The organism is Shewanella decolorationis S12 (genome assembly GCF_000485795.1).
Taxonomy (GTDB): domain Bacteria; phylum Pseudomonadota; class Gammaproteobacteria; order Enterobacterales; family Shewanellaceae; genus Shewanella; species Shewanella decolorationis.
Genome location: NZ_AXZL01000053.1, coordinates 69,152 through 95,551, shown reverse-complemented (window position 1 = coordinate 95,551; position 26,400 = coordinate 69,152). Strand labels below are relative to the sequence as shown.

The window sequence follows — 26,400 nt, the reverse complement described above, 5'->3', positions numbered from 1 at the left end:
AGAATTAATCCCAGCTGAGGATGACTTTACCAGATTGGCCCGAGCCCATAGCGTCGAAGCCTTTTTGGAAATCATCAATCTTGTAGTGGTGCGTGATAATAGGCGAAATATCTAAGCCAGATTGGATCAAGCTTGCCATCTTGTACCAGGTTTCGAACATTTCACGGCCGTAAATGCCTTTGATGACCAGACCCTTGAAGATCACTTTGCTCCAATCAATCGCCATTTCGCCACCTGGAATGCCGAGCATCGCGATTTTGCCGCCGTGGTTCATGGTATCTAACATGGCGTGGAAGGCTGACGGTACGCCAGACATTTCGAGGCCCACGTCGAACCCTTCGGTCATGCCGAGTTCTTTCATCACGTCTTTCAGGTTTTCCTGAGCCACGTTAACGGCGCGGGTAGCACCCATTTTACGAGCTAACTCTAAGCGGTATTCATTAACGTCGGTAATGACCACATGGCGAGCACCAACGTGGCGACATACGGCCGCAGCCATAATACCGATAGGGCCCGCGCCAGTGATTAACACGTCTTCGCCCACTAAGTCGAATGACAGCGCAGTGTGCACTGCGTTACCGAACGGGTCGAAGATAGACGCTAAATCATCGCTGATATCATCGGGAATTTTGAAGGCGTTAAAGGCTGGGATCACTAAGTATTCGGCAAATGAACCTTCGCGGTTTACACCCACACCTGAGGTGTTGCGGCATAAATGGGTGCGACCTGCGCGGCAGTTACGGCAGTGGCCGCAGGTGATATGGCCTTCGCCAGAAACGCGGTCACCAATTTTAAAGCCACGCACTTCTTGACCGATATCAACCACTTCACCCACATATTCGTGACCTACCACCATAGGTACAGGAATGGTTTTTTGTGACCATTCGTCCCAGTTGTAGATGTGCATGTCGGTGCCACAAATGGCGGTCTTTTTAATCTTGATCAGCAGATCGTTGTGGCCCATTTCAGGCTTAGGCGCATCGACTAACCAAATGCCTTTTTCGGCTTTTAACTTGCTTAGTGCTTTCATTTTGTAGGGTCCTAAATAATCGCCATTTCTTTAGCGATACGGGTAAAGGCTTCAATCGCTTTGTCGAGTTGCTCACGGGTGTGTGCCGCCGACATTTGAGTACGAATACGGGCTTGTCCCTTTGGCACGACAGGGAATGAGAAGCCGATAACGTAAATATGTTCTGCTAATAAACGGTTAGCGAAATCGCTCGCCAGTTTGGCATCGCCAATCATCACTGGGATAATCGCGTGGTCGGCGCCGCCTAAGGTAAAGCCTGCCGCTGACATTTTTTCGCGGAAATAACGGCTGTTTTCCCATACCGCTTCACGCAGTGCTTGGCCCGATTTGAGCATCTCTAATACATGGATAGAGGCCGTTACAATCGAAGGCGCCAATGAGTTAGAGAATAGGTAAGGGCGTGAGCGTTGACGTAACCAGTCGATGACTTCTTTTTTACCTGAAGTGAAACCGCCCGATGCGCCGCCTAAGGCCTTGCCTAGGGTGCCTGTGATAATATCGACACGGCCCATTACACCACAGTGTTCGTGCGAACCACGGCCGTTTTGACCAACAAAGCCCACTGCATGTGAGTCATCAACCATGACTAATGCGCCGTATTTATCGGCTAAATCACACACGCCTTGCAGATTGGCGATGACGCCGTCCATTGAGAATACGCCGTCGGTAGCGATCAGAATATTGCGCGCGCCAGCATCTTTTGCGGCGATTAATTGCGTCTCTAAATCCGCCATATCGTTGTTGGCGTAACGGAAACGTTTGGCCTTACATAAACGCACGCCATCGATAATAGAGGCATGGTTTAGGGCGTCGGAGATAATCGCATCTTCGGCATCTAACAAGGTTTCGAACAGACCTGCGTTGGCGTCGAAGCAAGAAGAATACAGAATCGTGTCTTCCATGCCGAGGAACTCACTCAGGCTGGCTTCGAGTTGTTTGTGGATGTCTTGGGTTCCACAAATAAAACGGACTGAAGCCATACCAAAGCCGTGGCTGTCTAAGCCTTGCTGTGCGGCTTTAATCAGTTCTGGGTGGTTGGCTAAGCCTAAGTAGTTGTTGGCGCAAAAGTTAACAACTTCTTGGTGATTAACTTGAATGGCAGTCTGTTGCGGTGAGGCAATAACACGCTCGCTTTTATATAAACCTTCGGCTTTAACATCGGCAAGCTGTTGATTAATCTGTGCGTAGAATGAGGTAGAGGCCACCTGATATCTCCTTAGTTAACTTTATTCTGATTCTGGGAGTTGCGGCATTCTAACGCTAAACCCTATCGGCCTACAGCCTTTTTTTCATGCAGGTTAGCTAGATAAATTAGTTTAGGGCTAAAGGGGTTGTTACATTATAAAAACTAATGTGCAACATGGTCGGCTTGAGGGGTGCATCACCGCAGAGGGTATAAATTGAGCCCGCATTTAGCACCTTTAACCTGTTGAGTTTAGTGCTAAATGCGATGGCTTGCGGTGATTAGAGTGAATCTTGGGTCGCTAGCTCGTGATAGTGTTGCTCTAAACGGCTGAAGGTCGCTTGAGATGTTGGGGTGGCGTAGGCCTTAAAAATCATCAATACCCGCAGTACACCTTCGTACAGAATGCCTTTAGTGATGGTTGAAGTGCTGGATTGGGTGAGTTGATAACCAATCCAAAAACTCACAATCATCTTAATGGTGTCGGCAAGTTGGGTGATTTTGTCATTGTCGATATTTAAAAAACCATCCTGCTTGAGTTTATCCAGCACGTGGCTCGAACGCGTTAATACTTGCTGCTGCGCCTGCAGATAACGGCTTTTTAATTCTTCATCGCGGGCGAGAATATCGGCCAGATTGGCGTACATAAAACGGAATTGCCACAGGGTGTAAAACATCGCGTCGAAATAGCCGATCAATTGCTCCACATTGACTTGCTCACCTTCATAGGGTTGGAATCCCGATTCGAGGTGCGCCTCGTAGAGACTGAAGATCGAGCGGATAATGTCTTCCTTATTACGGAAGTGATAATAAAGATTCCCGGGACTCATATTCAGGTGAGCGGCAATATGATTGGTGGTGATATTTCGTTCGCCGTGCTCATTGAATAGCTCAAGGCTGGCATAGATGATTTTGTCGCGGGTTTTCATATATTTTCCAAGTGGCTAGTGAACGCTACAAATTGATTAAAGAAGGCTAACCAACGACCGCTACACTGCTGGTAAATTATCCCTAATTTAAAATCGTATGGATTCATCCCAATGAACAAAAATTCAATACGATTGATATCCCCAAACAATCTCAAGATGCTGAAACTCGTATCTTGAGGACGCTTGGGGATATTATGCTAACATTGCCACTATTCATCAGGCAAAAACTCATAAGCACGATTTTTATGAATCGATTTTTTTACAGTGTGCTGCTTTATCTATTATCCCCTCTGCTGATTGTCTATTTGGCGTTCCGTGCCATTAAAAGCCCTGATTACCGTGGCCGCTGGGGCGAACGTTTCGGATTAACACGACTGGCACCAACGGATTTACTGATCCACTCGGTTTCTATGGGCGAAACGCTGGCGGCGATTCCGTTAATCCGTCAGATCCAACAGGCGCATCCACAGCTTAAGATTACGGTCACAACCTCAAGCCCCACGGGTTCTGCTGAGGTGCGTAAAGCCCTTGGTGATCAAGTGCAGCATTGCTACTTACCCTTCGATTTGCCTTGGTGTGTGAACCGCTTTCTGCGCCAGTTATCCCCTAAATGGTGCATTATTATGGAGACTGAGCTGTGGCCGAATCTCGTGGCGCTGGCGGCTAAGCGCGGCGTGCGCTTGATGCTCGCTAATGCTAGGCTGTCGGCTAAATCTGCGGCGCAATATGCCAAGCGTCCACAGTTGAGTCGCCCCATGTTGCAACGTTTAGATGTGGTTGCGGTGCAGACGCAAGCCGAGGCGCAGCGGTTTATCGACCTTGGGGTGCCTGCTGATAGAGTCACAGTCTGCGGCAGTTTGAAGTTTGATTTAACTATCACCCCTGAACGATTAACCCTAGCGCGAGAACTAAGGCAGACTTGGGGGAAAGAGGATGCGCCCGTATGGGTGGCTGGGAGTGTTCACCCCGGTGAGTTTGATGCCGTGCTGAGCGCCCATAAGCAGCTGCTCGCTAAATGGCCAGAGGCGTTATTGGTGATTGCGCCGCGTCATCCGGAGCAGTTTGCGGCGGTGGCCGATGTCGTCGCCAGCCAAGGTTTTGAATATGTGCGCCGCAGTGAGGCTCAAGCTATCACCGCCACGACGCAGGTGCTGGTGGGCGATACCATGGGTGAATTGTTAACCTTCTATGGCGCGGCCGATCAAGCCTTTGTGGGCGGGACGTTAATTGAAAATGGGGGCCATAATCCCTTAGAACCCGTGGCCATGGACGTGCCTGTGATGGTGGGGCCAAATCATTGGGACTTTGCCCAAATTACCCAAATGTTGGCAGATGCGGGTGGCCTGCGAATTGTGAGTTCAGGCCAAGAGTTGGGTGAGAATTTAATTCAGTATTTTGAGCAGCCTGTGTTACGCCAACAAGCCGCTGAGGCAGGCCTTGCCGTGGTAGAGGCTAATCGTGGTGCCTTGCAGCGTCAGTTTGCTCTCGCCGAATCCTTACTCTCGCGCCAAACAGCCTAACGCCGTTTAGGTGATTAGGCTTTGGGGAGCACTGAGTGATAGCCCGCTAGCAGAGCCGTCCAGTCGGCGGGTGTAAAGGTAAGCGATGGCTGTTTTCCTTGTTCTTTATTGAAGGAGCGTAGCAACCTATCAAGGTTCGCCTTCTGCCATTGGGCATGGGGCGTTTTGATTTCACCCCGGTCAAAATCAATCAGATAGAAACGTTCTTGTACGCCATCTGCTTGCTGTGGTTGCCACAAAATATTTTTCGCGTTTAAGTCGGCATGGTAAACGCCGCGGCGATGAAATTGGGCAATGGTGGCGCCGAGAGCTTGCCACTGCTCTGGAGTCATAGCGCCTTTGGTTAACTTAGCGACCAAGTCTTCGGCGCCATCGACCCGCTCGATAATAATGTCGGCACGGTAGAACAAGCCATCGCGCACAATATTGGCGGCAATAGGTTTAGGCACCGCAAATTGCTCGCGGTAGAGCAAGTCAAGTAGCCTTAATTCGCCCATGGCGCGGGTATTTTCAAGCCCGGTATAGAAGTAGGCATCCTTACTGAATTTCTCCATCAGGCCGCCGCGCCAGTAATGTCGCAGTACCCAATGATTGTGCTCAAATGCTACAAACCAAGTGGTGTAACGTCCCTTGGATGATCCCACTACCGCGGCTTGTTCACGCCAGAAATCCACCGAAAACCAAGCTGGAGTGATGTCTTCAGGCGTATCTTGGCAAAGTGCCATATAGCCATCGGCGGTATTTATGATTTTGATTTGTGCGTTCATGGGAGATTTGTTGACTTAAGCGTGGCACCTGCGGCCATTCTACATTAAGATCCTTAGCTTGCGCCAAATAACCTTAAGAGCTATTCGCTTGAGTTTAAATCCCAACACCATGAATTCTCTCTGCCTGCTTAGGCTATCGGCTATCGGTGACGTCTGTCATGCCGTGGCTATGGTGCAGGCGATTCAACGCCAATATCCCCAGCTCAAAATCACTTGGGTGATAGGCAAGCTCGAATACCAACTATTAAAGCACTTGCCCGGTATTGAGTTTGTGATTTTCGATAAATCCCAGGGCTGGCGCAGTTACCTTAATCTGCATAAGGCGCTAAAAGGCCGTCGCTTCGATGTCTTGCTACACATGCAAGTGGCGCTACGTGCGACCTTAGCCTCCCTCGCGATTTCGGCAAAGGTTCGGGTCGGATTCGACCGTGCCCGCGCCAAAGAAGGTCAATGGCTGGTCACCAATCATAGGGTCGAACCTTTAGCAAAGCCCCATGTGCTGGACGGCTTTATGGGATTCGCCAAGGCGATTGGCGTTAGCGATATCACCCCGAGTTGGAATATTCCAGTCCCTCAAGCTGATACTGAATTTGCCCAGCGCCAGATTGCCGATGGCGAGAAGGTATTAATCATTTGCGCGGCCGCCAGTAAAGCCGAGCGTAATTGGCTGCCCGAGCGTTATGCCGCCGTGGCACAACATGCGGTGAATAAGGGTTATCGAGTCATTCTCTGCGGTGGCCCAACAGCACTTGAAAATACATTGGCCGACGATATTGCCAATGCATGCTCTGCCAAACTCGATAACTTAGTCGGCAAAACCAGTTTGACTCAATTGCTGGCTCTGCTGAAACGCGCCAGCCTAGTGCTAGCGCCCGATACTGGCCCTGCACACATGGCGGTCACGCAAGGGACGCCAGTCATAGGTTTATATGCCCATTCCAATCCAGGTCGCACTGGGCCTTATTTATCGCAGCAATATGTGGTGAGTGCCTACCAAGAGGCCATCGCCTCACAGCAAAGCGGTGAGGTGAAATGGGGCACTCGTGCCAAGGGCGAGCACCTTATGGCGCTAATTAGTGTTGAAGCCGTGATAGAGAAATTTGATCAGGTTATTCAGCAGACACACAGTTAACCACTGTTAGCCTGTCACCCTGAGTTTTAGATTATCGTTTAGGAGAAAAATCATGCGGATAGCCATAGCCATCGACAGTTTAGCGGGTGGTGGAGCCGAAAAGGTCATGATTACCTTGGCAAAGCAGTTTATTAGCCTAGGGCATGAGCCGCATTTTTTGGTCATGGAAGATAATCGTTATTACGAAACCCCTGAAAATTTACCTGTACATCAATGCTTTGCCGACAAAGATAAAGATTATGATCACTTTGGACGCCTAGGGGCATCGGTCGATAAGTTACGGGCAAAGATTGCCGAGATTGAGTCCCGAGTCGGTAAGTTCGATCTGTTTTTATCCAATCTTGATAAAACCAATTTGATGATGACCAAAACTGGGGTGACACCTCTCTATGTGATTGTGCATTCATCGGTTGAAGAAGAATTGAGTCGTCAGTTTAAGTTAGGCCCCTTCGCCTACTATAAGAAACTGCGGGCGAAAAAAGCGCTCAATGGCCAGCATTTGATCACTGTGTCCAACGGCATCGCCAAAGAGATTCAAGCTAAGGGACGCTTGCAGCCTGCATCAATGCGAACTATCTACAATCCATTTGAATTTAATGAGATTGTTGCTCAGTCACAGCAAGATAATCCGCAAATCCCTCAAGGTGACTATCTGATCCACGTGGGACGTTTTGCTAAGCAGAAGCGCCACGATGTGTTGTTTGAGGCCCTTAAACAGACCCAAAATCAGTTACCCGTAGTGCTGTTATGCCATAACCATAAGAAGGCGATTAAAGCGGCGAAGAAATACGGCATCGAGAAGCGCTTAATCATTCCTGGATTCCAGAGTAATCCTTTTCCTTGGATCAAACGTGCGAAAGCTCTGGTGCTGAGTTCCGATTTCGAAGGATTGCCGACGGTATTAATCGAATCCTTAGCCTGCGGCACGCCAGTGGTCAGTACCGATTGCCCACATGGGCCGAATGAGATTTTGACCGGAAATCTGGCTCCCTATCTTGTGCCCCGTCGTAATCCTACTGCTTTGGCCAAGATGATTGACGCCGTGGTCGCCCAGCCGCCATCCCTCGAAAATGTGGAGATTTTAGCTAAGGTGGATGCGACTGCGATTGCCGAACAATATCTCGCGCTAGCGAAATAATTTACCCGAGGAGAAAGCGGTGGAAGCGCGTAAATCAAATAAAAGACGTTATTTGTTCTACATAGCACAGAACTATTCCTATGCGATGCTAAGGCCGCTGCAGCAAGTGATTCTGGCGCGTGGCGATGAGGCGTGTTGGTTCCTCGAAGGCCGTGAGGTTGACCCCAAATTCCTTAAAGCGGATGAAAAACGCTTACCCGATATCGATGCCGTTAAGGCATGGAAACCCGATGCCGTGTTCGTGCCGGGTAACGTAGTGCCAAGCTTTATCCCTGGAGTAAAAGTGGGGGTGTTCCACGGTTTTAATGCGGGCAAAATGAATCATAAGGGGCGAGAAGATCACTTCGAAATCCGCGATTGCTTTGACTTGTATTGCACTCAGGGGCCGGCGACGACGCTGCCTTTCCTTGAGCTAGAGAAAAAAATCGGCACCTTTACCGTGGCTGAAACGGGTTGGCCAGCGCTCGATCCTTTATTTATTGAAAATAAAGATAATCCTTACATTAAGCCCGATGATCCACGGCCTGTAGTGCTGTTTTGCTCGACATTCTCCCCCAGTCTGACCTGTGCGCCTGAGGTATTCGAGCAGATTAAAGCCCTGTCGCAAAAGAGCCAGTGGCGCTGGCTGGTACAATTCCACCCTAAGATGAAGCCAAGTATTGTTGAGCAATACAAGACTCTCGAAAATGAGAACCTGCAGTTTGTGGAAACCGACAACGTGATCCCGCTTCTGCAGGCGGGAGATGTGATGCTCTGCGATACTTCTTCGATTTTATTGATGTTTTTAATGCAGCGTAAGCCTGTAGTTACCTTTAAAAATCAGTCACCGAAGGCGCATTTAATCGATATTAACCGAGTCGAAGAGATTGAACCTGCACTCACTAGAGCGCTTAGCCGCCCCGATGATTTGATGGCGCATATCCATGATTATTGCAATCAAATCCACCCCACGGGAGATGGTCAGTCTAGCCAGCGTGTACTCGCGGCGACCGATGCCTTGATCGATAAGGGAACCGCTTGGCTTAAACCTAAGCCATTGAACCTACTGCGACACTTTAAAATGCGCCGCAAGTTAGGCTATTGGAAATTGTTTTAAGAAAAAGTAAGGCCGACATAGTGTCGGCCTTGTTTTTAGCTTTGTGCTTTAGTCTCTTCAACCAGCTTAAAGATAATCTCCTGCATATTTTTCTGAAAATCTTCAATACTGTGAGTCGCTTTGATGTAGTTCACCGCTTTTAGCGCCAGCTCTTGGCGGAGTGGCTCGTTTTCCATCAAATGGCGGATACCGTCGACAAAGAGTGGGACTTTATCGAAACCATCCCCTAATACCGTGCCAGTAAATACCCCAAATTGGCTGGTGAGTTCATCGGGATCACGACAGCTCACGAGCAGCGTTCCGTAGGATAAGGCTTCCAAAAACGAAATCGGTAGCGCCTCGTGGATTGAGGTATTCACTAAAATCTTAGCGTCCTTAATCAACTGCGCCTTTTTCTCACCCTCAATATGCCCCACAAAGTGTAAGTTAGGGATATCGAGGTAGTTATTCATGATGGATTGGTTTTTCTTCGACTGTCTAAAAGATTGACCAAGCATGAAAAATTCATATTCTGGCATCAGTTTGGCAATCTCACAGAACAACCAACCACGCTTAACCGACTCGATGCGACCGAGAAAGATAATGTGATTTTTCTTCGGATGGGTTTCGACATCGAAGCTGTGATCAATCTCGATAGGATTAGGTAAGTATTTGATCTCGGTTTTATCGTCGAGGTTGTAGAGATCCCGCGCTTTTCTATCGAGAAAACGCGCTTGAGAAATAAACGAGACTTTACCTGCGGCCCATAGGTCGTGGACAAATTGATAAATGTTGCTATCCCAATAACTTTTCTCAGGAAAGAGTTTTACGGTATTAATTTCGTCCCATTCATAATCGGGGCGTGGATCTTGAACCCAGAATAACAATTTTTTATCGATATTGGGGATTGTTTTAAGAATACGATAGGAATGGGTCGTCATTTCGATGGATAAGAAAAGATCATAGTTTTTCTTTTTTAAGAATCTAATATTAATAAAATCCATAAACTTAGCGGCAAGACGATACACTTTGATACCATCGATCATATAACGACGGGGAATTAATCGCTGTTTGCTGCAATCTTTTTTTATCAGTACTTCTACTTCAATGTTCTCATTGGGCAAGTGTTTGGCGATCAGATGACGGGCCAGAAAGCCGTATCCACCGTACACTGTACCTGTACCACCAAAATATTCATCGACCAATAAAGCGACCTTTAGCTTACTCATAACTACCCCAAAAATACTCACTAATTCCGTTTGTGAGATAAATTTATTCCAAGCGGAATATTTTGAGGTTTTTAATTATGGCGATCAATTAAATAATGATTTAATTAATGCAGGACGCGGTATTATATAATTAATTGTTCGTTAAATGTTTTTAATTTGTATCACCTTAATCAATAAGTCTGATGAAATTAATGGTTTGTTGATACATTTGTTATATTAATTTTTATTTTAAATGGTGTTTCATGCTGTATCAATTTGTTGCGATTTTAATTAGAACGCCAATATAAGAAATGGCGTTCTAATTAAAAGTGAAAATTTATTTCGCTAAGTTAATATATTGAGCGGCAATATATTGGCTGTCTACGGCCTTTAATATTTCTAGATTGTCTAAAGCTGGTGGTGAGGCCAAACACTCCAGTGCCTTTTGTGCCAACAGCGCGGGTTGGCGAACGGGGACGAGATATTGTGCTAAATGCCCTGTGAGAATTTCATTGGGTCCGTGTGGGCAATCAGTACTGACGACAGGTGTGCCACAGGCTAAAGACTCAATCACCACGGTCGGTAAGCCTTCAAAATCTGAGCTGAGTAGCATCAACTCGGCCTTGGCAATCCAAGCGTAGGGATTGTGTTGAAACCCTGGAGTGATGATTCTGTGTTCGACACCGTATTTCTTAGCGAGTTTGCGTGCCTTCTTTGGGCGGTTGCAAAGCAGGACAAGCTTAGGGGCCGTTGGCATATCCCTGAGTGCCTTAAACAAAATATCGTGGCGTTTTTGCCGTGTCACGCGGCCGACATGGATCATATAAGGCTCGCTTGGGATCTCGGCAATTTCTTCCTGAGTCTTCTTGCGGATTTCCTCCAACCTAAAGGGATTATAGATTGTCTGAACGCTTTGTGGTTTGAGCCATGAAGTGGCTCTGAGCTCATCGGCGATGCCATTGGAAACTGTAATGATCTTTTTGCCAATCAGTGCCTTGGCCTTTTTCCAGCGACGCCAGAAATGCACTGGACCACGCTTTAATTCCATCAAGAGTTCTTGCTTGAGGGCGCAGTGGCAAAAGTAATAGCAGGGATCGAAATCGCAGCCGGAAACAACGACATCGCAGTCGGTAGAGTTACTTAAAAATAGCGAGAACTTACCCGATTGTTCCGCTTCGGCCACCTTGGCCTGCAGGCGTTGTCTTTGCTCCTGTAGGCTTGGCTTTTGGCCAGCTTCATAAAGATAATGAATCGTCACATTTTCTGGCGGCATAAAATCCCCCTCTTTATGGAACACAAAGAGGTGAACATCTTGCCCGGCTTCCTGCAGCACTTCGGCCTGTGATAAGGCGATTTTGACTGTGCCGTTCGAGAAAAAGTTATGGCAAAAAATGGCGATTTTTTTCATATAAGTGCTCTGATTACGTGGACTTAATCGGTTGTGGTGTGGTTTCAATCCATCGAGGTTGGACTAAAAGCCGCTGCCTACTTAAGCCAATATATAGCGAGTCGGCATTATATCAGTTCATGCCTTTACATGGGCTTAATCCGAGGAATTCTTGCCAGTATTTCAATTTTTAACGGGATTTTCAGCGGTTTTTATCGGGATGATTCACTCAAGTGGCTAAAACGAGTAGACTGGCGGCAATGATTTTTGGGTATCTATCTGAGTCGAGTCAGCAAAGTGCATACAAGAGCGATTTATCCTGGGACCTTCGATCCCATTACCAATGGTCATGCCGATTTGATTGAGCGTGCGGCTAAGTTGTTTAAGCATGTGATTATTGGCATTGCGGCCAATCCATCTAAGCAGCCAAGGTTTACCCTCGAGGAGCGCGTTGAGCTGGTAAACCGCGTCACAGCCCATTTGGATAATGTGGAAGTGGTTGGTTTTTCGGGCCTGCTGGTGGATTTTGCCAAGGAACAGCGTGCGAGTGTGCTGGTGCGTGGTTTGCGTGCGGTTTCCGACTTTGAGTATGAATTCCAATTGGCCAACATGAATCGCAGATTAAGCCCTGATCTTGAGAGCGTGTTTTTAACGCCGGCCGAAGAAAACTCTTTTATTTCTTCCACCTTAGTGAAGGAAGTCGCGCTGCATGGCGGCGATGTGAGTCAATTTGTACACCCTGAGGTGGCAAGCGCGTTGACCGCCAAGCTTAACCTCGCAAAAGCCTGATAAGGCTGAGTATTTCCATAAAACCTTTGAGGCATCAGGCCTCGCGATGATAATAAAAAGGATGTTATGAAGGCTTTTTTGACCCCCACTATCCTCGCTGCTAGCGTTGCATCTGGTTTACTGTTTTCTGCTTCCGTTGCTGCCGCCCCTTGGGTGGATGCCTCGGATATTTATTTAAGAGCCGATATTCAAGCTCTGGCCGATGCGGGCGTGATCCGTGTGCCAGTGAATACCTTTCCCTTGATGTGGTCTGGTATTGGTGTCGACTTGGCGAAAGTCGAACCCGAGCTATTGTCTCCCCGATTAGTGCAAGCCTTTGCCCGAGTTAACTTTTACTATCAAAATGCCGTCGATAATCGCGGCAATGCTAGGGTTAAACTCTCGGGGGCGACCGATCCTGCTCGCTTCCAGCATTATGGCTCCGACTACCGTGAAAAGGGTGAGGCTAAAGCCTCCTACGAATACTTAGGCTCACGTGTGGCCTATAAAACCACAGTTGCTGAGACCTACGATCCGCAAGATAACAAAAACTTCCGTCTCGATGAGTCTTATTTTGCTGTAATCATGGGGAACTGGATTGCGACCTTAGGTACGGTTGAGCAATGGTGGGGGCCGGGATTTGACTCGGCATTGCATCGCTCTAACAATGCGCGCCCTATGCAGTCACTGTCGCTTAGCCGTAATAATGCCGCCGCCTTTGAAACGCCATGGTTATCTTGGATTGGTCCTTGGACTTTCAAGACCGGTTTTAGCATGGCTGAAAAAGAGCGTGCTGTGCCTAAAACGGCGGAATGGGATATGCGTTTCACCGCCAAACCCCTTCAGCAGCTAGAAATTGGCTTGTCTTGGTCAACACTATTTTGTGGTGAAGGACAGAATTGCGACTTCGATTCTTGGTGGGACTCGGTGGCAAGCAATGCGGTGTGCATCGACGGTTCGGATTCTTGCTTGGCCGATCAACGCCGTGATGCGGGCCATAGAACCCAGAGCATCGATTTACGTTATGCCGACACTTGGCAGGATATCCCCGTTGGTTTGTACCTTGAGCATAGCTGTGAAAACGGCAGCGATTGCGGCTCACTTTGGGGGATAGATACCCATTTCGGTACATCGGGTAAGCAGTTCAAGCTATTTATGGAATACTCGGATACCTTTGTCGAGTGTGATGGCAAGTCTAACTGCTTCTATGAAGATCCTGTTTACCTCAGTGGAGCGCGTTACTACGGCAGAGCTTTAGGTTCGACCTATGATAGCGATGCCCAAGTCTTTGTGTTTGGTTTGGTTGGTCAGTTCCATAACAGCCGCGGTTTTACCTCGCTCCTGCGTTATGCCAAGTTGAATAAAGACGGCACCAATGTGGCGACCACATGGGCGCCACAGCCACCGAAGGAAGACTTGCTGATGCTGGAACTTTCTTACCGTATGCCGGTGTGGAAGGGCATGTGGAGTCTGGGCGGTACAGTATCGAGATCGGAATTTGATGTACAAGAAAACGATACTAATGCGACTTTCTTCAGCAGTTTCGAATACCGTTTTTAAGCGCTAATCCACTAAAAAGGCCTGCTAATCAGCGGGCCTTTTTGTTTATCAAAGAACTTACTTCGCATAAAACGCGCGGTACCACTCGACAAATCTGCCCACCCCGGTATTGATATCCACTTGGGGTTTATAACCCACCGCCTTGAACAGGTCTTCGGTATCGGCCCAGGTGGAATGCACATCACCGGGCTGCATGGGTAAGAATTGTTTGTTAGCCTCAATACCGAGTGCACTTTCGAGTGCGGTAATAAAATCCAGCAATTGCACAGGGCTGCCATTGCCTATGTTGAATACGCGATAGGGTGCGCTGCTATTAGCAGGTGTACCAGTTTCTACACGCCAGTCCGGTGTGGGGCGAGGAGGTTTGTCTTGTACCCTGATGATGCCCTCAACGATATCGTCGATATAGGTGAAATCACGGCTGAGATCGCCATGGTTATACACATCGATAGTGTCGCCCGCGAGAATGGCTTTTGTGAATTTAAACAAGGCCATATCGGGTCGTCCCCATGGGCCATACACGGTAAAAAAGCGCAAGCCTGTGGTGGGTAACTGATAAAGATGCGAGTAAGTGTGCGACATTAACTCGTTGGCTTTCTTGGTCGCCGCGTACAGGGATATCGGATGATCGACACTGTCCTCGGTCGAAAATGGCATCTTTTGATTCAAGCCATACACTGAGGATGAAGAGGCATAGACGAGATGCTCAATCTTATGGCGACGACAGCCCTCTAAAATAGTGAGATGCCCAACTAAATTACTATCGGCATAGGCGAGGGGATTATCGAGGGAGTAGCGCACCCCAGCCTGCGCGGCGAGATGGATAACCCGTTGAAAACCTTGTTCTGCAAACAATGCTGCTATGCCGTCTCTGTCGGCTAAGTCCAGTTTGATAAAACGGAAATTGCTTAAGGCCTCGAGCGGTGCCAGTCGAGCTAGCTTTAGCCCAACATCATAATAGTCATTGAGGTTATCGATACCGACAACCTCATGGCCCTGTGCGCAGAGGCGCTCACTGACTTTAGCGCCGATAAATCCGGCGGCGCCTGTGACTAAGTATTTCATAGTAAACCTTTATATTTTGGACGCTTAGTCGTGATGGAACAGATCCCGGGTGTACACCTTAGCGGCGACATCTTCGAGTTCATTGGCCATACGGTTAGAAATAATCACATCGCACATGGCTTTAAATTCATGTAAATCGCGGATCACCTTCGAGTTAAAAAACTCGTCTTCCTTGAGTACGGGCTCATAGACCACGACTTCGATGCCCTTGGCCTTTATGCGTTTCATCACACCTTGTACCGCCGAGGCGCGGAAGTTGTCTGAGTCGGATTTCATGATTAAGCGATAGATCCCCACTCGCTTCGGTTGCTTACTGATAATCGCGTTGGCGATAAAATCTTTGCGGGTCGTGTTGGAATCGACAATGGCGCTGATGAGATTGTTAGGCACATCGTTATAGTTGGCCAGCAATTGCTTAGTGTCCTTGGGCAGGCAGTAACCGCCATAACCGAAGGAAGGATTGTTATAGTAATCGCCGATGCGCGGATCTAAACATACGCCTTCGATAATCTGGCGAGTGTTGAGCCCTCGGCTCTCCGCATAAGTATCCAACTCATTAAAGTAGGCGACGCGCATGGCTAAAAAGGTGTTGGCAAACAACTTAATTGCCTCGGCCTCAGTGCTGTCTGTGAGTAAAATCGGAATATCTTGCTTAATGGCAGCGCGAGCAAGCAGATTGGCAAAGGCTTGGGCGCGCTCGGAACGTTCACCCACTATGATCCGCGAGGGGTGCAGGTTATCGTAAAGCGCCTTACCTTCGCGCAAAAACTCAGGCGAAAATAAGATATTGTCACTGTTGAGCTTACTTCTCAGCCCTTCGGTAAAACCCACTGGCACAGTCGATTTGATGACAATGGTGGTGTCAGGATTCAGGGCGAGCACTTCCTTCGCCACCCGTTCGACCGACTGAGTATTAAAGTAGTTGGTTTGTGGGTCGTAATCCGTAGGAGTGGCTATGATGACAAAATCGGCTTCTTTAACGACGCTTTTGTCGCTCGTGGCACTGAGATTTAAGGCTTTATGCTGCAGGTATTCTTCAATCAGACTGTCGGCGACCGTTGGTTTACGCGCATTAACTAACGCGATGCGCTCGGGCATCAAATCAATCGCTACTACATGGTTTTGCTGGGCGAGTAAAACCGCGTTCGATAGGCCAACATAGCCCATTCCAACTACAACTATGTTCATAGGTTTTATACAGTTTGGCATTTTGTTTCTCAAACTAGCATTTTCTGCGGCATTAGAATATGTCATTTCGATGAAATTCACAGTTCCAAATTAAGTGCTCTTTTCTCGATTTTCACCCGTATACAATGCTGGGCTCGCGTTCCGTTTAATTCATAACATCCTATCAATGCAGATTTTTGTTTGCCACAATCCTATGTTACCGTACTCATGGTTATTAAGCTTGGAGCCTTAACGTGATTTCAGTCGTGATCCCCGCCAAAGATGAAGTGGGCAATATTGGCCCATTAATGAAAGAGATATGCCAAGCCCTGCAAGGGTTGACTGAGTTTGAAATTCTTGTTGTCGACGACGGTAGTCAGGATGACACCTTTGGTGAAGTTATGCACACCGCAGAGGTGATGCAATGCGATGCTAAAGCCATTCGTCACGAGCGTAGTACGGGCCAAAGTACCGCTATCTCCACTGGCGTTTTACACGCCCGCGGTAAATACATCGTCACCTTAGATGCCGATGGACAAAACGACCCTGCGGATATTCCCGCCATGTTGGCCCAATTGCCGCAAATTCATGCCGAACATTTTTGTATTGCCGGTTATCGCAAAAACCGCAAGGACACGGCGTGGAAGCGATTTCAGTCCCGCTTTGCGAATAAAGTGCGTGATGCACTGTTACACGATGGCGTACCCGATACCGGATGTGGCTTAAAACTCTTCCCCCGCGAAACCTTCCTGCGCATGCCTTACTTCGACCATATGCACAGATATATCCCTGCACTCGTGCGCCGCATGGGGGGCGAAGTGTTTATTTCTGTGGTTAATCATAGGGATCGCCAAGTAGGCGTATCTAAATATACCGCTTGGAATCGGGTCTGGGTCGGAATTGTCGACATCATGGGCGTCATGTGGCTCGGTCGCAGGGCGAAAATAGCTAAGGTCGCCCGTAGCGAAACCAGCTGGCACGATTAAGATGAAGCGACTCTATAAGGCGATTTTTATCGTCTTTATTTTGCTGGTGTTAATGTTTGCGGCCCAGCAAGGGTTATTCGAGCATGTAACCGATAGCAATTGGGTGGCACACTTTATTGCCGCTCAAGGGGCTTATGCGCTGGCGGTATTGCTGATGGTTGGCGCCTTGTTTACCGCTGTCGGTGGGCCGAGGCAGGTGATCGCCTTTGTATTCGGCTTTGCCCTCGGTGGCATCTATGGTGGCTTATTTTCCACCTTAGCGGCATTGCTGGGTTGTGTGCTGGCGTTTTATACCGCGAGATTAACCATTCGAAGCAGTCTGCAACGACGTTTTGGCAATCGTTTACAAAAGTTTGAGGCGCTGATCATTCATCGGACTTGGTTAAAAGTCTTAATGATCCGTCTGTTACCCGTGGGCAGTAATCTGCTGACGAATCTGTTTGCGGGAGCTACACACATTCCTGCAGGGGGATTTATGTTTGGCAGCGTGCTGGGTTATTTGCCGCAGATGCTGATTTTCAGTTTTGCGGGCGCGGGCATTGGCTTATCTGATCATAACCAACTGGGGATCAGTATCGGGCTGTTTATTATCTCGAGTCTTATCGGTGCTTACCTTTACCGTTCTAGCCTGCGTAAGCAGGTGGATGAATTGGAAAACTAAATAGGGATTAGGAATGGATGCATTGAATCGTCGTTTCAATAGCGAAGATTATTACCAAGTACTCTGGCCGCTGCTGTTGATGAGTTTGCTGATCTTGCTGGTTGGCATAGGTTTTCGTTCCCCTTGGCCCGCCGACGAGCCGCGGTTTGTTGAGGTCGCGCGGGAAATGGTGGCCTCGGGTCAATGGTTATTCCCTACCCGAGGCGGGGAATATTATCCCGATAAGCCGCCAGTGTTTATGTGGGCGATTGCCCTGTTTTATCAACTCACGGGGTCGTTAAAACTCTCCTTCTTACTCCCCAATGCCTTTTGTGGCTTGCTGACGGTATTCCTTGTCTATGATCTGGGTGCCAGATTGTGGAATGTGCGGGTTGGCCGCAACGCCGCCCTATTGCTCCTTATCGTGCCGCAGTTTTTGATGCAGGCGAAAAATGCCCAGATAGATGCCATGGTGATGTGCTGGATAACCGTGGGATGTTACGGATTAATCAGGCATTTTATGCTTGGGCCTAAGTGGCATTGGTATTTTATTGGCTGGGCATTTATGGGGCTTGGGGTGATCACTAAGGGGGTTGGTTTCTTGCCCCTGTTGTTGCTCATTCCAATTGGGATTTACGCCTTCAAAGATAAGACCCGTTTCGAGGGCCGCTTAACTTGGCTTTGCCTGGCGGGGCCGTTGGCCATGCTGGCCGTGATTGCCTGTTGGTTAGTGCCAATGGTGATGACAGTTCAAGCCCATGGCACGCCCGAGATGGTGGCCTATCAAAATAATATTTTGTTTAAGCAAACGGGCGAGCGTTATGTCAATGCTTGGCACCATATCAAGCCATGGTATTTCTTCGTGCTGAGTGTGATCCCTTGGATGTGGTTCCCGATTTCGTTACTGTTGGTCGCCTATTGGAAACAGTGGCTGCAAAAGGTGAAAGCCGATCCCACCATCGCGATTCTGCTGATTTGGGTCGGACTCGTGGTGCTGTTTTTCAGTATCAGCCCGGGCAAGCGCAACGTGTATATTCTACCCGCATTACCTATGTTGGCCTTGGCGGCATCGGCGGTATTAACGGGTGTTTCACCCAAAGCTTGGTTTGAAAAACTAGTCACTGGTGTGCTGTGGTTCTTGGGCGCACTCGTGTTAGTGGCCGGCGTGCTGGCATTTATCCATCACCCTGCACTTGTCAAAGCGCTGGCGGACTATACTGATGATCTCACTGGCATTGGTTACTTATTTATTGTGCTCGGGGTGCTTTGGTGTGCCTTGCTGTGGCTAGCGCGCCGTCAGTTTGCATTGGTGAAGGTGGGGTTAGTTTCAGCCTTGGGCTGGGTGCTGGTGAGCACTTGGGGTTACGCTATGCTCGATGAAATGCGCACTCCCAGAAGCCTGATGCTACACACTGCTGAGGTGATAGGTGAGGATGCCGAACTTGGCCTAGTAAACTTTAAAGAGCAATTTATTCTGTTCTCGCCCATGAGTGTGACGCACTTTAGTTATCTCGCGCCGGTAGAAGAACAGGAGCGTAACGCGTGGCAATGGATGCAGGAGAACAAACAGCGTTATGTGTTAGTGCCTAGCGGTGCTGAGCTGAGTTGCTTCGATATCAAAGGCGGTAAGAGCATGGGGATTGCCCACCGTGACGAATGGATTTTGTTATCTGCGTCAGAGCTTAAGCCTCAGTGCCAAGCACCAGAGCGTGTGTACCGCTACTTTACCGACCATCCAGGTCGTTGGTTAAAAGAGTAATCAACAGCCATATCGAAGAAGCTAAAAATGCCTGCAATTGCAGGCATTTTTATCGGCGAGATTAACGCGTCTGGCAGATGCCGCAAAATACTGTGGTGCGTTGACCCAGGCGGATTTCGCTGAGTAGATTGCCGCACTGAGTGCAGGTTTCGCCGCCGCGGCCGTAAACATGCAGCTTTTGCGCGAAATAGCCGGGTTTACCCTCGGCATTGGTGAAGTCTTTAAGCGTAGTACCGCCCTGTATGATGGCGTGGGCGAGGATTTGTTTGACCTCGGCAACCAGTACCGTTAAGCGTTCAATATCTATCTTGCCTGCCTCCGCCTCGGGGTGTATTCCAGCGGCAAACAGTGCTTCGTTGGCGTAAATATTCCCTACACCTACCACAATATGGTTATCCATCAGGCAGAGTTTGATGGCCTTCTTCTTGCCCGCCAGTGCGCCAGCTAACTGATTGACGTTAAAGGCGTCGGTCAGAGGTTCTGGCCCGAGTTTTTCCAGTAGCGGATGGGCTTCCTCTGGCAATTGGCACCATAACCAAGCGCCGAAACGTCTCGGATCGTTAAATCGCAGAATTCGGCCATTGGCGAGGACAAGATCGATATGGTCGTGCTTCTCCACTGGCGTGTCATGGGGCAGGATCCGCAAGCTGCCTGACATCCCCAAATGCACTATGCTGGTGCCGGCATCGGTATCGATTAACAGATATTTAGCGCGGCGACGCACTTGGCGTATGGTTTGGCCGATGATCTGTTTGGCAAGTTCGGGAACGGGCCAACGCAGTGAGGCGTTACGGATTACGAGGTCAACCACGGTTTGTTCGACAAGATGTGGGGCTATGCCCTGACGGGTGACTTCGACTTCTGGTAATTCCGGCATGATTGAGTTCTTTTAGGTAATAGATTAGCTGGTGGATTTGGCATCGAGAATAGGCTGTAAATCGGCCCTTAGGCTGGGGGGCACTAAATACCAGTTGCCAGCGGGTGATTTGAGCACACCGTCCTCGGGGAAATAAATCCAACGTTGCGATTGGCGGATCTCGGCAATTTGGATCACCAGTTCCTGCGGTTTGCCTGTGGGTTGTGGTGCCTCGCTGAGGGGCGAGACTTTTAGGCCTTGCCAAGCTTTGGCCCATTGGGCGCAGTTGAGCACCAGCGGATCGCACTCCCAACCTGAGGCTTGTTTATGCAGCCACACACCATCTAGCTGCAACTGTGCCAGCGGCGCATTGTCATCAAACAACAGCTGGGCATCACTCGGCACATTATGGGTTTTCTTGTCCATAAACGTCAGCACCGCAATGATAAAAATGCAGGCAAGAATAATGATGTTATTCCACTGTTTACGAGTAAGCGCCATAGGAAGAGTGACACAAAAAATGGGACTGATGCCATGAGTGTATCACGGCAAAATAGAGATGCTAGCCCTAGGATGAAGGGGTTAACCGCCAGTGCTATTCATAAAGCGCAGGATTTGCACGCCACTATTATCGAAAACATGCTGCTTAGGTTTGAGCTTGATACCTTGGTGAATCGCGGTTTTAAGGCGCTCAATGTCCCCGGGATATTCTCGCACAATGCTTTTTAAATCAATGGAGTGTTCATTACCTAGGCAGAGTAATAATTGCCCCTCTACGGTTACGCGCACTCTATTACATTCGTGGCAAAAGTTGTGGCTATGGGGTGAGATAAACCCGATATGAATCGGACTATCCGCCATGGTGTAGTAACGCGCGGGGCCGCCAGTGCGTTTATTGGAAAGTTGCAGGGGATAATGCTCGTTAATCATGGCCTTTACTTCATCACTGCTGCAATGACGCGCGTCTTTACGCTCGTCCATTTCACCCAGCGGCATTTCTTCAATAAAGGCGATATCTAGGTTTCGGTCACGACAAAAATTAACCAGATCAATCACTTCATGGTCATTTTGCTGTTTAAGGATCACCGCATTGATTTTAATGCGCTCAAAACCTGCGGCGATGGCCGCATCAATCCCTTCGATAACACGTGCTAATTTGCCGTTGCGCGTCAGTTGGGTAAAGAGCTCGGGGTTAAGGGTATCTAAGCTGATGTTTAAGCGCTTAAGACCCGCATCAAACATAGGTTTGGCAAACTTACTGAGCCTAGAACCATTAGTGGTCATCGATAAATCTTTGAGCCCTGGGAGCTTGCCCAGTAAGTGCACCAGTTGATCGCAATCGCTACGCACCAAGGGCTCGCCGCCGGTGAGGCGAATTTTAGTCACCCCAAGTTCAGTAAAGGCTTGGGCAATCCAAGCCAACTCTTCGAGGTGCAGAACATGGTCTTTGGGCAAGAAGCAGGGATCTTCCGTCATGCAGTAGACACAACGGAAGTCGCAGCGATCCGTCACTGAGAGTCGTAAATATTCGACCTGACGGCCAAAGGCATCCACGAGTTGGCTCATAGGGACTCAGTGGCTCTTATAGAAGATCGGCAAAAGGTTGAATAAACACGGTTTCACCCGCATTCACCGCCTCAGCATCATCTCCAATGATGATAAGGCAATTGCCTTTGACCATAGAGCTGAGCATGCCCGAACCTTGGTTGCCAGTGCTGGTCACATGCAGCCTGCCATCATTACCGAGGCGATAAATTCCGCGGATAAACTCAGTGCGGCCCGTGCGGCTACGCAGGGTTTCATCGGTAATCGCCGGGAATAACGGCGCCTGCCAGTTTGTTTCACCGCCGAGTTTACGCAGCGCAGGTTGCACAAATTGCAGGAACGACACCATCACAGCCACCGGATTGCCGGGCAAGCCGAAGAATAGGCTATCGCCGACCTTACCAAAGGCGAGTGGGCGACCGGGGCGCATATTGATCCGCCAGAAGTCGATATTGCCAAGGCGTGCCAGCACGGCCTTGATGTAGTCGGCGTCGCCAACGGAAACGCCGCCTGAGCTGATCACCACATCGGCCTGCGCCGCGGCTTTGGTTAAGGTCGCTTCGAGTGCGCTTTCGGAATCTTCAATAATACCTAAGTCAATGACGTCACAACCTAAACGTTTTGCCATTGCCTTGATGGTGTAACGGTTCGAGTCATAGATACAGTTTGGATTCAAAGCCTCGCCGGGTTGGCTGACTTCATCACCTGTGGAGAACACGGCCACGGTCGGGCGACGATAAACCGTCACATGGTCAAGGCCGAGGGAGGCTAATAAGCCCTGTTCGGCGGCGCTTAGGCGTGTGGCTTGGGTGAGGGCGACTTGGCCTTGGCCTATGTCTTCACCCGCAAGGCGAACGTGTTGGCCCTGTTGAATGCGGCCATCGAAACTGACCTTGGCATTGGCCTCGTTAGCCAGCTCTCGAGGTTGAACTGTATCTGCGCCAGCAGGTACGGGCGCGCCCGTCATAATGCGCACGGTTTCACCCGCTTTGAGTGTGCCCGAATATTGATGACCGGCGAGGACTTCGCCGACTAAGGTAAAGCTTGTAGGCAGTGGATCTTGATAGGCGAAGGCATAACCATCCATCGCCGAGTTGGTTTGTTGCGGCACATCCACGGGCGAAATGCTGTCGCGGGCGAGCACGCGGTTATCTAACGCATCTAAACCTACCTCTTCCACCTCAGATACTGGGGCGACATGGGATAAAATCTGCGCCAAGCCTTGGCTCACGCTGAGGTTTTTATCGCTGCCCAAGGTGCAGGCATCGACAGTCGCTATTGGTAATGCGGGGTTGGGTGCTTGCCAGCTATTGGCATATTCCATCACAAAGTCAGCAATTTGCGCGACATTGTTAAGGTCGAGTCTTCTTAGCTCGCTCGGCAGCTCTGTGTCATCACAGCAAGCGATGGCGAGAATATTGTCGTCTTGGGTATAGATAAACGGCTTACCGTGGGCAGCGCGGTGCAGCTCAATTTTCGGTAATGTGAGTTTTTTAAAGCCTTCGACTAAGACGATATCGACTTTATCGGCTTCAATTTGCTTGAGCAGGTGGACAAGCTCAGGGTCGCCATCGCGGGCATCTTCGGTCATTAGCGCCCAGCGCACATGGGAGGCGACTAGCATTTGCCGCGCACCGGCTTTGCGCATCTCGTAACTGTCTTTACCGGGAATATCGACATCGAAATTGTGGTGAGCATGTTTGATCACCGCCAGACGCAGGCCGCGCTGATTTAATTCGGGGATCAATTGCTTGAGTAGGGTGGTTTTCCCCGTGCCGCTATAGGCACAAAATCCGAGAACGGGAATAGATAGCGGATTGACGAAGGGAGTACTCATTTGCACCTCTAATCTAGGAAATTTGAAGCCTTAGCTTTGGTTTATCTCTGCTGCCAGTCGTTGTTTTTGTTCTGGCGTGTTCACATTGACGAAGGCATTGGGTTGATCGGCAAAGGCCGCCACGGCAAAGCGATGTTTGGCATACCAAAAATCAATTTTACGCTCACCCGCTTCGAGAAAGGCGGTCATCGACTCGCGCAGACTTGGCTTTAGTAACATCACCACCGGCTGCTCACGCTCACCATCGCTGGCAACGGCAAGTTCAGCATCGTTTGCCTCAATGGCGGCCAATAAACGGGCGACTAAATCCCGCGGCAGCAGCGGACAATCGCAGGGTACTACGAGCAGATAGTCTGCTTGAGTGTGACCCATAGCAGTGATCATGCCCGCCAAGGGGCCGAGAAACCCAGTATGCTCATCGCTCAACACCGTAAAACCGAACTCAGCATAACGTGTTTGGTTACGATTTGCGTTGATCAGGATCTCCTTAACCTGAGGTTTTATCCGCTCGATAGTGTGTTCAATCATGGCCTTGCCGTTTAGCTCGACGAGGCCTTTATCGTCCCCGCCCATACGGCGCGCCATACCTCCGGCAAGAATTACGGCATCAATTTGCAACGACATATAAAGATCCCTGTGTGGAGTTTGTGGGCGTTTGCTGACGGGAGGTTATCACCTGTTGGTCTTCAATGTGCCACTGCTGCTCGCAAATGGCGGTGAGCGCACAGTTTTGGTGGCTGCTTAATAGCATTCCCGTCCCTTGCTGTTTGAGCTGTTGGATCATTTGCAGCACTAAGGCTTGGGAGTCTTTATCCATGTTGGAGGTCGGCTCATCGAGCATCAGTAACTTTGGCTGCAATATCCACGCGCGGGCGATGGCGAGTCGTTGCCTTTCGCCGCCGGATAAATTGCTGGCTCTGGCCTGTAATAGCGAGCCTAGTTGCGCCATCTCAATTGCTTGGCCAATTCTACGTTTGGCTTCGGTTTTTGAGGCCGCAAAGGGTAAGCCGTAGGTCAGGTTGTAATTGACTGTACCATCGAATAGATAGGGATGCTGGTGGAGGTAAACGGCTTTGCCCAGCAAAGGATTGCGTGTCCACCATGCATCCTTTTTAAAGCCGCTGACTTCAATCTTGCCCTTAGATGGCGGCTGTAAACCCGCGAGGATCTTCATCAGGGTCGACTTGCCCGAGCCGTTGTCACCCTGCAAATAAATGACGTTCCCTTGGCACAACTCTAGGCTATGGGCTTTGAATAATAAGCGCGGGCCAAAGGACATTTCCAAGTCACGGGCGATCAGTTTGGCTTGGGTCATAAGTTAATGGCTCCTTGGCGTTTCTTTGCCGCGTAAACTACCTAAGGCAAAGTTGAGGATCAAGGCCAAGATTAGCAGCACTAATCCGAGGGCGATAGCTTGGGCGAAATCGCCTTTACTGGTTTCCAGTGCGATAGCCGTCGGGATATTACGTGTTACGTTTAAAATGTTGCCGCCGACCATCATAGAGCAGCCGACTTCGGTGAGAATACGGCTAAAGGCTGCGACAATCGCCAGCAATAATGGCATACGCAGTTCGCGGCACACGGTCCAGACCGCGCTAAACCAAGAGGCGCCTAAGGTGCGAGAGGTTTCCCATGCCCGGCGATCGACACTGGTGAAGGCCGCTTGACTCATGGCGATCATCACGGGGGCGCAAATCATCATTTGGCCGAGGATCATCCCCTCTTGAGTGAACAACCACTTTAAATCCCCAAGCGGGCCGTTGCGGGTCAAGATGAGATACACCAGCAGGCCGATAACGACCGTGGGGATAGATTGCAATGTTTGTACTAAGTTAGTGACAAACCACTTTCCGGGGAAATGGGCAAACGCCAGCACAAAACCGAGCACCATAGAGGGGACTAAGGTGATGAGCAGCGCCGCGAAAGAAACCGAAAACGAGACAGAGATGATGGACCAAACGTCGGGGTCCAATGAAAACAGCAGGCTTAACGCCTGCTGTAACAGTGCTAGCCAGCCTTCGCTCATTCGCTATAGGTTGCCTTGAACAGTTGCTCGCCTTCAACTTTGAAGTTGTTGATCATGGCTTGACCTTCTTTGCTGATCAGCCAGTCACTGAAGGCTTTGGCGCCCTTGTGGTTCAGATCTGGGTATTTAGCTGGGTTGATCAGAATCACTTGGTATGGGTTCGCCAGGGTTTTACCGCCATCGAAATCCACACCTAAGTCCAGCTTAGTTTTGTACGCCACGAAAGTACCACGGTCAGACAGCGTATAACCTTGTAATTCGTTTGCCATCAGCAGGGTTTTACCCATGCCTTGACCTACTGAAGTGTAACCTTTGAAGTCAGGAGTCACGCCTGCGGCTTTCCATACTTCTAACTCTTTGATGTGGGTGCCAGAGTTGTCACCACGAGAGACGAAAGGTAAGCCTGATTTGGCGATTTTTGCGAAGGCTTCTTCGGCAGTTTTGCTTTCACGTAGTTTTGCTGGGTCGTTTTTAGGACCTAACACCACGAAATCGTTTTCCATAATGCCACGTGGCTCAACACCAAAACCGTCGGCAACAAATTTTGCTTCAGCACTTGGGGCGTGGGTCATCACTAAATCCACATCGCCTTGCTCGCCCAGTTTCAGCGCTTTACCCGTACCCGTTGCGATAACTTGTACTTTGTAGCCTGATTCACTTTCAAACTTAGGCAGTAATTCTTTTAGCAGACCTGAGTTTTCAGTACTGGTGGTGGTGGCTAACTTGATCACTTCAGCCGATTGAGCGGGTAACACTGTGAGCATGCTGGCTGCAACAACCAGGCCCAGTAATGACTTCATATGGGATTTCACGTTTAGCATG

General features: G+C 49.3%; 25 protein-coding genes. 9 read left to right on the top strand and 16 right to left on the bottom strand.

Features of this window, described 5'->3' with window-relative positions; genetic code table 11:
- Positions 1-4: 4 nt before the first annotated feature.
- The 3 genes from tdh to SHD_RS05515 form a co-directional block, all read right to left on the bottom strand.
- Positions 5-1,030 carry an L-threonine 3-dehydrogenase gene (tdh, locus tag SHD_RS05525; RefSeq protein ID WP_011627691.1) on the bottom strand — a complete coding sequence of 342 codons (1,026 nt, stop codon included), beginning with the start codon at positions 1,028-1,030 and terminating at the stop codon, positions 5-7.
- 11 nt (positions 1,031-1,041) lie between these two features.
- On the bottom strand, positions 1,042-2,235 hold the full coding sequence (locus SHD_RS05520; RefSeq protein ID WP_023266194.1) for a glycine C-acetyltransferase: 1,194 nt from the start codon (positions 2,233-2,235) through the stop codon (positions 1,042-1,044).
- 259 nt (positions 2,236-2,494) lie between these two features.
- Positions 2,495-3,142: a TetR/AcrR family transcriptional regulator gene (locus SHD_RS05515; protein ID WP_011624620.1), complete on the bottom strand. Its 648-nt coding sequence runs from the start codon at positions 3,140-3,142 to the stop codon at positions 2,495-2,497.
- A 245-nt stretch (positions 3,143-3,387) separates the two neighbouring features.
- On the opposite strand from SHD_RS05515, the gene waaA reads away from it, so the two are divergent.
- A complete protein-coding gene (gene waaA, locus SHD_RS05510; protein WP_039977629.1) occupies positions 3,388-4,662 on the top strand; it encodes a lipid IV(A) 3-deoxy-D-manno-octulosonic acid transferase in 1,275 nt (424 codons plus the stop codon).
- Positions 4,663-4,676: 14 nt separating this feature from the next.
- Here the strand turns inward: waaA and SHD_RS05505 are convergent, their stop codons facing one another.
- The gene (locus SHD_RS05505) at positions 4,677-5,429 is read right to left on the bottom strand and encodes a 3-deoxy-D-manno-octulosonic acid kinase (protein ID WP_023266192.1); all 753 of its coding nucleotides are present in this window, start codon (positions 5,427-5,429) and stop codon (positions 4,677-4,679) included.
- 88 nt (positions 5,430-5,517) lie between these two features.
- Here SHD_RS05505 and SHD_RS05500 point away from each other — a divergent pair, with 88 nt between their 5' ends.
- The 3 genes from SHD_RS05500 to SHD_RS05490 are packed head-to-tail and all read left to right on the top strand — an operon-like array spanning position 5,518 to position 8,795.
- The gene (locus SHD_RS05500; RefSeq protein WP_039977627.1) at positions 5,518-6,561 is read left to right on the top strand and encodes a glycosyltransferase family 9 protein; all 1,044 of its coding nucleotides are present in this window, start codon (positions 5,518-5,520) and stop codon (positions 6,559-6,561) included.
- 52 nt (positions 6,562-6,613) lie between these two features.
- Positions 6,614-7,699: a glycosyltransferase gene (locus tag SHD_RS05495; protein WP_023266190.1), complete on the top strand. Its 1,086-nt coding sequence runs from the start codon at positions 6,614-6,616 to the stop codon at positions 7,697-7,699.
- Positions 7,700-7,718: 19 nt separating this feature from the next.
- The gene (locus tag SHD_RS05490) at positions 7,719-8,795 is read left to right on the top strand and encodes a CDP-glycerol--poly glycerophosphotransferase (RefSeq protein ID WP_023266189.1); all 1,077 of its coding nucleotides are present in this window, start codon (positions 7,719-7,721) and stop codon (positions 8,793-8,795) included.
- A 35-nt stretch (positions 8,796-8,830) separates the two neighbouring features.
- On the opposite strand, the gene SHD_RS05485 is transcribed toward SHD_RS05490, so the two are convergent.
- Positions 8,831-10,003, bottom strand: a complete 1,173-nt coding sequence (locus SHD_RS05485; protein ID WP_023266188.1) for a glycosyltransferase family 4 protein — start codon at positions 10,001-10,003, stop codon at positions 8,831-8,833.
- Positions 10,004-10,319: 316 nt separating this feature from the next.
- On the bottom strand, positions 10,320-11,390 hold the full coding sequence (locus SHD_RS05480) for a glycosyltransferase (RefSeq protein ID WP_023266187.1): 1,071 nt from the start codon (positions 11,388-11,390) through the stop codon (positions 10,320-10,322).
- 276 nt (positions 11,391-11,666) lie between these two features.
- Between SHD_RS05480 and coaD the strand changes: the two genes are divergently transcribed.
- Both coaD and SHD_RS05470 read left to right on the top strand, forming a co-directional pair.
- Positions 11,667-12,158 (top strand): pantetheine-phosphate adenylyltransferase, encoded by a 492-nt coding sequence (gene coaD / locus SHD_RS05475; RefSeq protein WP_011718800.1) that lies wholly within the window; start codon positions 11,667-11,669, stop codon positions 12,156-12,158.
- 66 nt (positions 12,159-12,224) lie between these two features.
- A complete protein-coding gene (locus SHD_RS05470) occupies positions 12,225-13,697 on the top strand; it encodes a capsule assembly Wzi family protein (protein WP_023266186.1) in 1,473 nt (490 codons plus the stop codon).
- Positions 13,698-13,754: 57 nt separating this feature from the next.
- Here the strand turns inward: SHD_RS05470 and SHD_RS05465 are convergent, their stop codons facing one another.
- Both SHD_RS05465 and SHD_RS05460 read right to left on the bottom strand, forming a co-directional pair.
- Positions 13,755-14,762, bottom strand: a complete 1,008-nt coding sequence (locus SHD_RS05465) for an NAD-dependent epimerase (protein WP_023266185.1) — start codon at positions 14,760-14,762, stop codon at positions 13,755-13,757.
- A 24-nt stretch (positions 14,763-14,786) separates the two neighbouring features.
- Positions 14,787-15,950: a nucleotide sugar dehydrogenase gene (locus SHD_RS05460; RefSeq protein WP_039977641.1), complete on the bottom strand. Its 1,164-nt coding sequence runs from the start codon at positions 15,948-15,950 to the stop codon at positions 14,787-14,789.
- Between the two features lie 233 nt (positions 15,951-16,183).
- On the opposite strand from SHD_RS05460, the gene SHD_RS05455 reads away from it, so the two are divergent.
- The 3 genes from SHD_RS05455 to SHD_RS05445 are packed head-to-tail and all read left to right on the top strand — an operon-like array spanning position 16,184 to position 19,314.
- Positions 16,184-16,915, top strand: a complete 732-nt coding sequence (locus tag SHD_RS05455) for a glycosyltransferase family 2 protein (protein ID WP_011624605.1) — start codon at positions 16,184-16,186, stop codon at positions 16,913-16,915.
- A gap of 1 nt (position 16,916) precedes the next feature.
- Complete coding sequence (locus SHD_RS05450; protein ID WP_023266183.1) at positions 16,917-17,576, top strand: TVP38/TMEM64 family protein; 660 nt, start codon at positions 16,917-16,919, stop codon at positions 17,574-17,576.
- Positions 17,577-17,589: 13 nt separating this feature from the next.
- Positions 17,590-19,314, top strand: coding sequence for an ArnT family glycosyltransferase (locus tag SHD_RS05445; RefSeq protein WP_023266182.1), 1,725 nt, complete (start codon positions 17,590-17,592; stop codon positions 19,312-19,314).
- 61 nt (positions 19,315-19,375) lie between these two features.
- On the opposite strand, the gene mutM is transcribed toward SHD_RS05445, so the two are convergent.
- The 8 genes from mutM to SHD_RS05405 all read right to left on the bottom strand — a co-directional run bounded on the left by mutM (position 19,376) and on the right by SHD_RS05405 (position 26,399).
- Positions 19,376-20,191 (bottom strand): bifunctional DNA-formamidopyrimidine glycosylase/DNA-(apurinic or apyrimidinic site) lyase, encoded by an 816-nt coding sequence (gene mutM / locus SHD_RS05440; RefSeq protein ID WP_023266181.1) that lies wholly within the window; start codon positions 20,189-20,191, stop codon positions 19,376-19,378.
- Positions 20,192-20,215: 24 nt separating this feature from the next.
- Complete coding sequence (locus SHD_RS05435; RefSeq protein WP_011624601.1) at positions 20,216-20,671, bottom strand: hypothetical protein; 456 nt, start codon at positions 20,669-20,671, stop codon at positions 20,216-20,218.
- An 81-nt stretch (positions 20,672-20,752) separates the two neighbouring features.
- Positions 20,753-21,736, bottom strand: a complete 984-nt coding sequence (moaA, locus tag SHD_RS05430; protein ID WP_023266180.1) for a GTP 3',8-cyclase MoaA — start codon at positions 21,734-21,736, stop codon at positions 20,753-20,755.
- 16 nt (positions 21,737-21,752) lie between these two features.
- A complete protein-coding gene (locus SHD_RS05425) occupies positions 21,753-23,552 on the bottom strand; it encodes a bifunctional molybdopterin-guanine dinucleotide biosynthesis adaptor protein MobB/molybdopterin molybdotransferase MoeA (protein WP_023266179.1) in 1,800 nt (599 codons plus the stop codon).
- Positions 23,553-23,582: 30 nt separating this feature from the next.
- A complete protein-coding gene (gene mobA, locus SHD_RS05420) occupies positions 23,583-24,176 on the bottom strand; it encodes a molybdenum cofactor guanylyltransferase MobA (RefSeq protein ID WP_023266178.1) in 594 nt (197 codons plus the stop codon).
- Positions 24,160-24,867, bottom strand: a complete 708-nt coding sequence (locus SHD_RS05415) for an energy-coupling factor ABC transporter ATP-binding protein (RefSeq protein ID WP_011718789.1) — start codon at positions 24,865-24,867, stop codon at positions 24,160-24,162. Before SHD_RS05415 ends, mobA begins: the two co-directional genes overlap by 17 nt.
- 3 nt (positions 24,868-24,870) lie before the next feature.
- Positions 24,871-25,578 (bottom strand): ABC transporter permease, encoded by a 708-nt coding sequence (locus SHD_RS05410; RefSeq protein WP_011624596.1) that lies wholly within the window; start codon positions 25,576-25,578, stop codon positions 24,871-24,873.
- Entirely contained in the window at positions 25,575-26,399 is an 825-nt protein-coding gene (locus SHD_RS05405) for an ABC transporter substrate-binding protein (protein WP_011624595.1), read from the bottom strand. Before SHD_RS05405 ends, SHD_RS05410 begins: the two co-directional genes overlap by 4 nt.
- Between the last annotated feature and the right edge of the window lies 1 nt (position 26,400).

Excerpts from the sequence above, each read along its gene's own strand:
- tdh (WP_011627691.1), bottom strand. The coding sequence starts at position 1,030 with ATGAAAGCACTAAGCAAGTTAAAAGCCGAAAAAGGCATTTGGTTAGTC.
- SHD_RS05515 (WP_011624620.1), bottom strand. The coding sequence starts at position 3,142 with ATGAAAACCCGCGACAAAATCATCTATGCCAGCCTTGAGCTATTCAAT.
- waaA (WP_039977629.1), top strand. The coding sequence starts at position 3,388 with ATGAATCGATTTTTTTACAGTGTGCTGCTTTATCTATTATCCCCTCTG.
- SHD_RS05505 (WP_023266192.1), bottom strand. The coding sequence starts at position 5,429 with ATGAACGCACAAATCAAAATCATAAATACCGCCGATGGCTATATGGCA.
- SHD_RS05495 (WP_023266190.1), top strand. The coding sequence starts at position 6,614 with ATGCGGATAGCCATAGCCATCGACAGTTTAGCGGGTGGTGGAGCCGAA.
- SHD_RS05485 (WP_023266188.1), bottom strand. The coding sequence starts at position 10,003 with ATGAGTAAGCTAAAGGTCGCTTTATTGGTCGATGAATATTTTGGTGGT.
- SHD_RS05480 (WP_023266187.1), bottom strand. The coding sequence starts at position 11,390 with ATGAAAAAAATCGCCATTTTTTGCCATAACTTTTTCTCGAACGGCACA.
- SHD_RS05470 (WP_023266186.1), top strand. The coding sequence starts at position 12,225 with ATGAAGGCTTTTTTGACCCCCACTATCCTCGCTGCTAGCGTTGCATCT.
- SHD_RS05465 (WP_023266185.1), bottom strand. The coding sequence starts at position 14,762 with ATGAAATACTTAGTCACAGGCGCCGCCGGATTTATCGGCGCTAAAGTC.
- SHD_RS05460 (WP_039977641.1), bottom strand. The coding sequence starts at position 15,950 with ATGAACATAGTTGTAGTTGGAATGGGCTATGTTGGCCTATCGAACGCG.
- SHD_RS05450 (WP_023266183.1), top strand. The coding sequence starts at position 16,917 with ATGAAGCGACTCTATAAGGCGATTTTTATCGTCTTTATTTTGCTGGTG.
- SHD_RS05445 (WP_023266182.1), top strand. The coding sequence starts at position 17,590 with ATGGATGCATTGAATCGTCGTTTCAATAGCGAAGATTATTACCAAGTA.
- mutM (WP_023266181.1), bottom strand. The coding sequence starts at position 20,191 with ATGCCGGAATTACCAGAAGTCGAAGTCACCCGTCAGGGCATAGCCCCA.
- SHD_RS05435 (WP_011624601.1), bottom strand. The coding sequence starts at position 20,671 with ATGGCGCTTACTCGTAAACAGTGGAATAACATCATTATTCTTGCCTGC.
- moaA (WP_023266180.1), bottom strand. The coding sequence starts at position 21,736 with ATGAGCCAACTCGTGGATGCCTTTGGCCGTCAGGTCGAATATTTACGA.
- SHD_RS05425 (WP_023266179.1), bottom strand. The coding sequence starts at position 23,552 with ATGAGTACTCCCTTCGTCAATCCGCTATCTATTCCCGTTCTCGGATTT.
- mobA (WP_023266178.1), bottom strand. The coding sequence starts at position 24,176 with ATGTCGTTGCAAATTGATGCCGTAATTCTTGCCGGAGGTATGGCGCGC.
- SHD_RS05415 (WP_011718789.1), bottom strand. The coding sequence starts at position 24,867 with ATGACCCAAGCCAAACTGATCGCCCGTGACTTGGAAATGTCCTTTGGC.
- SHD_RS05410 (WP_011624596.1), bottom strand. The coding sequence starts at position 25,578 with ATGAGCGAAGGCTGGCTAGCACTGTTACAGCAGGCGTTAAGCCTGCTG.
- SHD_RS05405 (WP_011624595.1), bottom strand. The coding sequence starts at position 26,399 with ATGCTAAACGTGAAATCCCATATGAAGTCATTACTGGGCCTGGTTGTT.